The organism is Mycobacterium sp. ABE4_509 (assembly GCF_056160785.1).
In genome coordinates this window covers 48,174-54,596 of the sequence record NZ_JBSWXU010000022.1, presented here as the reverse complement: position 1 = coordinate 54,596, position 6,423 = coordinate 48,174, and the positions used below count along the sequence as shown (strand labels likewise).

General features: G+C 69.3%; 6 protein-coding genes. 2 read left to right on the top strand and 4 right to left on the bottom strand.

Annotation, left to right across the window (positions count from 1 at the left end; translation table 11 throughout):
• Nucleotides 1-733 (top strand): HNH endonuclease signature motif containing protein (locus ACXAID_RS07575; RefSeq protein ID WP_475021581.1); only part of this gene is annotated, 733 nt, incomplete at its 5' end.
• A gap of 6 nt (nucleotides 734-739) precedes the next feature.
• Here the strand turns inward: ACXAID_RS07575 and ACXAID_RS07570 are convergent.
• Genes ACXAID_RS07570 through ACXAID_RS07560 form a run of 3 tightly spaced genes read right to left on the bottom strand, consistent with a single transcriptional unit; the run spans nucleotide 740 to nucleotide 4,804 of the window.
• Nucleotides 740-2,155: a WS/DGAT/MGAT family O-acyltransferase gene (locus ACXAID_RS07570; protein ID WP_475021580.1), complete on the bottom strand. Its 1,416-nt coding sequence runs from the start codon at nucleotides 2,153-2,155 to the stop codon at nucleotides 740-742.
• Nucleotides 2,156-2,178: 23 nt separating this feature from the next.
• Nucleotides 2,179-3,633 carry a protein adenylyltransferase SelO gene (locus ACXAID_RS07565; protein ID WP_475021579.1) on the bottom strand — a complete coding sequence of 485 codons (1,455 nt, stop codon included), beginning with the start codon at nucleotides 3,631-3,633 and terminating at the stop codon, nucleotides 2,179-2,181.
• A 10-nt stretch (nucleotides 3,634-3,643) separates the two neighbouring features.
• A complete protein-coding gene (locus ACXAID_RS07560) occupies nucleotides 3,644-4,804 on the bottom strand; it encodes a hypothetical protein (RefSeq protein ID WP_475021578.1) in 1,161 nt (386 codons plus the stop codon).
• A 162-nt stretch (nucleotides 4,805-4,966) separates the two neighbouring features.
• On the opposite strand from ACXAID_RS07560, the gene ACXAID_RS07555 reads away from it, so the two are divergent.
• Complete coding sequence (locus ACXAID_RS07555; protein ID WP_475021577.1) at nucleotides 4,967-5,857, top strand: mycobacterial-type methylenetetrahydrofolate reductase; 891 nt, start codon at nucleotides 4,967-4,969, stop codon at nucleotides 5,855-5,857.
• Between the two features lie 4 nt (nucleotides 5,858-5,861).
• Here the strand turns inward: ACXAID_RS07555 and ACXAID_RS07550 are convergent, their stop codons facing one another.
• Nucleotides 5,862-6,422: a hypothetical protein gene (locus ACXAID_RS07550; protein ID WP_475021576.1), complete on the bottom strand. Its 561-nt coding sequence runs from the start codon at nucleotides 6,420-6,422 to the stop codon at nucleotides 5,862-5,864.
• Between the last annotated feature and the right edge of the window lies 1 nt (nucleotide 6,423).

The window sequence follows — 6,423 nt, the reverse complement described above, 5'->3', positions numbered from 1 at the left end:
GCCCGGCACCGTGGTGCCCGCCGCGCTGCTGGCCGAGCTGCTCGCCCACGGCGCCACCGTGCGCCACCTCACCGGCCCCGATGAGTTGCCCGCCAACCCCGGATACCGGCCCGGTGCCGCCCTCGACGCATTCGTCCGCGCCCGCGACCTGACCTGCCGCCACCCCGGCTGCGACCGCCCCGCCGTCCACGCCGACCTCGACCACACCCGCCCCTGGCCCGCCGGACCCACCACCGCAGCCAACCTCAAGGCCTACTGCCGGCTGCACCACCTGCTCAAAACATTCTGGGAAGACTGGCACGACGTCCAGCTACCCGACGGAACCCTGCACCTGAGCACCCCCACCGGACACACCTACACCACCAAACCCCTCTCGGCGCTGCTGTTCCCCACCTGGACCACCACCACCAGCGCCCCACCAGACCCACCAACACCGGGCCGACCAACACCAAGCCCCACACCGCCGCGCACCCCGGGGCGGGAGCTGAACATGCCGCTACGCCGCCACACTCGCACCCAAGCCAAAGCGGCCTACATCACCCGCGAACGCGAACTCAACGCCGCCCACAGGGAACTCGACCAAGCCGCCGCCGCCAAAGCTGCCGAACAACAACAAACGCGACGCCGCACCCCACACACCACCACCGCACCGGCCGCCGACCGACTCCGCCAATCCGTCGACCGCCCCACCGGCTACCAACCCGACTACGGCGACGACCCACCACCGTTCTGACGGGGTCTAGTGAAGTGAGCCCTTCTCCAGGTCGGCCAGCGCGTCGCCGGTGTAGACGGCGAGACGCTGCTGGCTGGGCAGCCGGTCTCGGCAGCCCACGAATCCGAGGTTCATGGTCTCGGCGTAGCTCTGCAGGGTGATGTTCAGCGCCATCCCGTGGATCGGGATGGACACCGGATAGGTCGCCTCCAGCCGGGATCCCTTGAAATACAACGGCTCCGGCGGGCCGGGCACGTTGGAGACGCACAGGTTGAAGGTGTACGGCCACGGTGGCGCCACCCCGGTCAGCGCCCCGGCGATCTGCCCACCCGCCGGTGCCAGCAGGGCGGCGCTGTAGGCCATGATCGCGGTGGGCGACATCGTCTGCAGCTGGGCCTTGGACGCGCGGGTCGCTGCACTGATCGAGGCCAGACGCTGGACGGGATCCTCGATGTCGGTACCCATCGGCGCCAGGATCGCCCCGACCGCGTTGCCGCCGCCCTCATCGCCCTTCGGTCGCACGTTCACCGGAAGGAAGGCGATCAGCGAACGCTCGGGGAGTTCGTCCATATCGGCAAGGAAGGTGCGCAACCCGCCGCCGATGATCGCCAGCGCGACGTCGTTGATCGTCACACCGTGCTGTGCACTCAGCGCCTTGAGCCGGTCGAATTCGTACTGCTGGGTGGCGAAGCGGCGGTTGCGGCTGATCCGCGCATTGAGGATGCTGTGCGGCGCCGATGCCGAACCAGGGATCCGCGCGTGCTCGCCGTCGCGCCGGAGCTGGGTGTTGACCAGCGCCGTGGTGAGGTCGACCGCCGAGCCGACGGCGCCGGTGACCGCCGAACCGATGCCGCCGAGCGCCCGCAGCGATGCGGTCACCGGGTTGGCCGGCTCAGTGTCACGCGGGGGACGCGACGGCGACGGCACGTTGAAGAACATGCGCGGGTCGTCGGAGTCGGCAGACTTGGACATGCTGCGGCCGAGCATTCGCATCCCGCTGTAACCGTCGACCAGCGCGTGGTGGATCTTCAGATACAGCGCGAACCGGCCACCCTCGAGGCCCTCGATGACGTGCAGCTCCCACGGCGGACGGGTCAGGTCGAGGTGGTTGCTGTGCAACCGGGACACCAGGATTCCCAGCTCCCGTTCGTCGCCCGGACTGGCCAGCGCCGACCGGCGCACGTGATAGTCGAAGTCGAAATCCTCGTCGACCACCCAGCTGTGCACCGGGCTGAACTGCAGCCGCGGGTGCGCCAGCTTTCGGTTCCACGGGGGCACCACCTCCAGGCGGCGCGCCTCGTCGACTGCCCGGCGCAGATAGTCGCGCGGCGCGTCAGCAGGCGGGGTGAACGGAAGCAGGCCACCTACATGCATCTTCGAACTCGACGTCTCGCCGTAGATGAACAGCAGGTCCTGCAGACCGAGTCGAGTGCTGGCGCTCACTCCCGAAACGCTACGCCCGACATTCAGGTTCCACAGAAAGTTCGGAACGAGGCGGTGAACTCCTGCTGTCCGGGCTCGGCGTAGCGCTCCAGCCCCGGCCGTTCGGTGAACGGCGAGCCGACGGCGTTCATCAGGCCCTCGAAGGGGGCGAGGTCACCGTCGGTGGCCGCCGCCAGCGCCTCCTCGACCAGATGGTTTCGGGGAATGTAGATGGGGTTGACCCGGTCCATCAGCGCGGCGTCGGGAACGAGGGCACGCCAGCGGTCCAGCCAGCCGTCGAAGGTGGCCAGGTCGACGAATTCCCCGCGGACGGGCTCGGCGTCCCCGCGGGCCGCCGAGGCCAGCCGGCGGAAGAACGACGTGTAGTCGACCTGGCTCTGCTGCAGTTGAGTCAGTAGTTCGCCGGCCAGGCCGCCGACCACGTCGCGCGGGACGTCGGGCAGCCCCAGCTTGGCCGAGATGCCTGCCGACCAGTGCTCGTCGTAGCGGCTCTGGAAGGTGTGCAACGAAGCCTCGGCCAGCTTGATGGCCTGCTCGGTGTCGTCGTCGAGCAGCGGCAGCAGCGCTTCGGCGAAGCGCGCGAGGTTCCACATCGCGATGGCGGGCTGGTTGCCGTAGGCGTAGCGGCCCCAGCTGTCGATCGAGCTGTACACCGTCTCCGGATCGAAAGCCTCCATGAACGCGCACGGGCCGTAGTCGATGGTTTCGCCCGAGATCGTCATGTTGTCGGTGTTCATCACTCCGTGCACGAAGCCGACCAGCATCCATTGCGCGACCAGTTCGGCCTGCGCTGCGATGACGGCGTCGAACAGGGCCAGATAGCGGTGTTCGGCGTCCGCGATCGCCGGGTGGTGCCGCGCGATCGCGTGGTCGGCGAGCCGGCGGAGCAGGTCGGAGTCCTCGTTCGACTGGGCGAGCAGCGACGCGTATTGGAAGGTGCCGACCCGTAGGTGGCTGGCGGCGACCCGGGCCAGCACGGCCCCGGGCAGCACGGATTCCCGGTACACCTCGCGTCCGGTGGCGACCACCGCGAGTGCGCGGGTGGTGGGGATCCCGAGCGCGTGCATCGCCTCGCTGATCAGGTATTCGCGCAGCATCGGTCCGACAGCGGCCAGCCCGTCCCCGCCGCGCGCGAACGGGGTGCGCCCAGATCCCTTCAGGTGCAGGTCACGCACCCGGTCGTCGGCGTCGGTGAGTTCGCCGAGCAGCAGTGCGCGGCCGTCGCCCAGCCTGGGCACGAACCCGCCGAACTGGTGACCGGCGTAGGCCTGGGCGGCGGGGGCGGCGCCCTCGGGAACGGCGGAGCCCAGCAGCAGCCCCAGACCGGGGCCGCGCAGCCAGTCCGGGTCGAGGCCCAACTCTGCGGCCAGCGGTGCGTTGAGCACGAGCAGCCGCGGTTCGGGCGCCGACTCGGCCTGCCAGCGCACCGCCAACTCGGGAAGGTCGCGGACGAAGCTGTCCGCCAGCGCGATACTCACCGCACCCAGCCTACGGAGACGGCTGGATGAGGGCGATGGCGTCGACGTCGGACTTGATCGGGATCCTGCGGTCGCTCTCCTCGAGCACCAGCGTGCCGGCCAGGTCGCCGTACTGGCCGTCCGCGGGGAGTATCAACGCGCGTTGCGCGGGAGCCACGTCGGCGACCTCGATCGCCGCTGCCCGCGGCTCGACCTGGGTCATGCCGTCGTCGGAGAGCTGCCAGGCCAACGGAGGGTAGGCCTCCGAGCGGTCGCAGCGCCAGCTCATCAGGCTCAGCTGCGGCAGTCCCTCCGGCGGCCACCACAGCCTGGACACCCGGGATCCGCGCTGGGCGTCCGAGCTGGCGACGTCGTAGGTCTGTTGGGAGCCGTCGGCGGCGGTGAGCACCACCGCGGCGGTGCCGCAGTCGTTGTCGGTGGCGCGGTAGATCCCGTAGGCGAGGCGGGACCCGTCCCCGCTGAGGCGGGCCACCGACACCGGGCTGTTCGCCTCGACCTGCCCCAGCGAGGTCGGCGCCCCGGGGCCGTGCACGGCGTACAGCGTGTCGGGGCCGCCGAACGGCGACGGCGGAGTCTCGGTCCGGGCGATCACGGCGGTGCCGCCGCGCGCCACGATCAACCGTGGCTTGCCGACCTGGGCTCCGCCGGCCGCCGGCAGCTCGACGGTCTGGGCGAGGACGGGTTGCGAGTCGGGGTCGGCGAGGTCGAGCTGCATCAGGCGGTTCGGCTGCTCCCACCACACGACGGTGCTCCCGTCGCCGATCCCCAGCGCCGGGCCCACCGCGACCGACCGGGTGGCGGTCTCACGGCTGGACACCTCGAGCGTGACCAGCTGACCGTCACTGGTCCGGGCGAACACGAAGTGTCCGTCCTCGGTGACGATGAGGTCGTTGGACGGGGTGAAGCTGCCGGAGGCGGTGGCGATCACCTTCGTGCCGTCGACGAGCCCGATCTCGTCGGCGGCGCGGTATGCCAGTAACGGACCGGTCGGTTCGGGCATAGGTGTGTTGGTGGGGTCGAACGGGGAGCTGGGCAGCGGGCTGCTGCTCGTTGTGGAGCCGGGCGACGGCTCCACAACGGTGCAGGCCGCCAGCGCGGTGACGAGGAGAGCGAAGGCGGCGACCAGCAGGGAGCGGATACCGCGGTACGTGGTGTTGGGGGCGATGTTCATGAGCGTCTGCATCGATTATGTCAACGAAAGCGCGGCTGCCGGTGTGATGTGTGTCAGGTCCCGTCCCCCCGACACCCGGGCGCGGTGACCAACCGCGGTCTGTAACGTGGGGCAACCGGATGACCTGCCCGCCCGGAGTACGTCAGATGTGGAGCAAATGCTGTGAGCTTGAACACCATCGCTCTCGAATTGGTGCCCCCGAACGTCGAACGTGGCCGTGAGCACGCCATGGAGGACGCCCAGAAGGTCCTGCGGTGTTCCAAGGAAGTCGGTCTCGAGGACCGGATCCGGCACGTGATGATCCCGGGGATGATCGAAGAGGACGACGACCGCCCCGTCGAGATGAAACCGAAGCTCGACGTGCTCGATTTCTGGTCGATGATCGAACCCGAACTGCCCGGCGTCAAAGGCCTGTGCACTCAGGTGACCGCGTTCATGGACGAGCCCACGCTACGCGCCAGGCTCAGCGAACTGCGCGACAGCGGATTCGAGGGGATCGCCTTTGTCGGCGTGCCCCGGACCCTCAACGACGGTGAGGGGTCCGGAGTGGCCCCGACCGATGCGCTGTCACTCTTCAAAGGGGTGGTCGAACACCGCGGCGCGATCCTGATCCCCACCCGCGAGGGGGAACACGGCCGGTTCAACTTCAAATGCGACCGCGGCGCCACCTACGGCATGACCCAGCTGCTGTACTCCGACGCCATCGTCGGATTCCTGCGTGAGTTCGCCGCCACCACCGAGCACCGCCCGGAGATTCTGCTGTCCTTCGGGTTCGTTCCGAAGGTGGAAAGTCGCGTCGGGTTGATCGACTGGCTGATCCAGGATCCGGGCAACGAGGCGGTCGCCAAGGAGCAGCAGTGCGTCCGCACGTTGGCCGAGACCGACCCGGCAGGCCGGCGGGCGATGATGCTGGATCTGTACAAGCGCGTCATCGACGGGGTCGGTGAGCTCGGCTTCCCGCTGTCCGTGCACTTCGAAGCGACCTACGGGGTCAACACCGCCGCGTTCGAGACGCTGGCCGAGATGCTGTCCTTCTGGTCGCCGGACCAGTAGGGCGTCAGGCCAGCGGGACGTCCACACCTTCGACACCCAGCCGGGGGTTACCCGGAGTCTCCAGGACCGGTGACGGGACGCCGCCGGTGTCGGTCGGCATGACCGACTCGACCGGTGTCGGGGATTGTGGTGGAGCGCCCGTCGCGCTCTCGCCGGCCAGGCCCGAGACACCGGCTGCGATGTTGACGCCCCCGACAGGCTGACCCGAGGGCGCCATCCCGGCGGATATGCCGTACATGGCGTTCGATGACACCCACCCCTGGTCGTTCGGGCCGCCGTTGCCCAGCTTGCTGCCGGGCAACCCGACGGCGCTCATCGCCGAGTCGACGGTCGCGGCGATGTTGGTTCCGCGGGAGTCGGTGGACGGCGGTGGGCCGACGGCGATGACGTTGTAGGTGTAGTCGAAGCTGCCCGGGTTCGCCGCGTACACACCGTCGTCGGGGACATAGGGCGGTGGGTCGGGAAGGTCCTGGGCACCCGCAGCGGCGGCGAACACGGTGGACATCGCTGCCAGCGTTGCGAAGGTGGCCGGAAAGATCAGGCCCAGGGCGATTCGGGGAGTCATC

Coding starts and splice junctions, on each gene's coding strand:
- ACXAID_RS07560 (WP_475021578.1), bottom strand. CDS start 4,804: ATGAACATCGCCCCCAACACCACGTACCGCGGTATCCGCTCCCTGCTG.
- ACXAID_RS07550 (WP_475021576.1), bottom strand. CDS start 6,422: ATGACTCCCCGAATCGCCCTGGGCCTGATCTTTCCGGCCACCTTCGCA.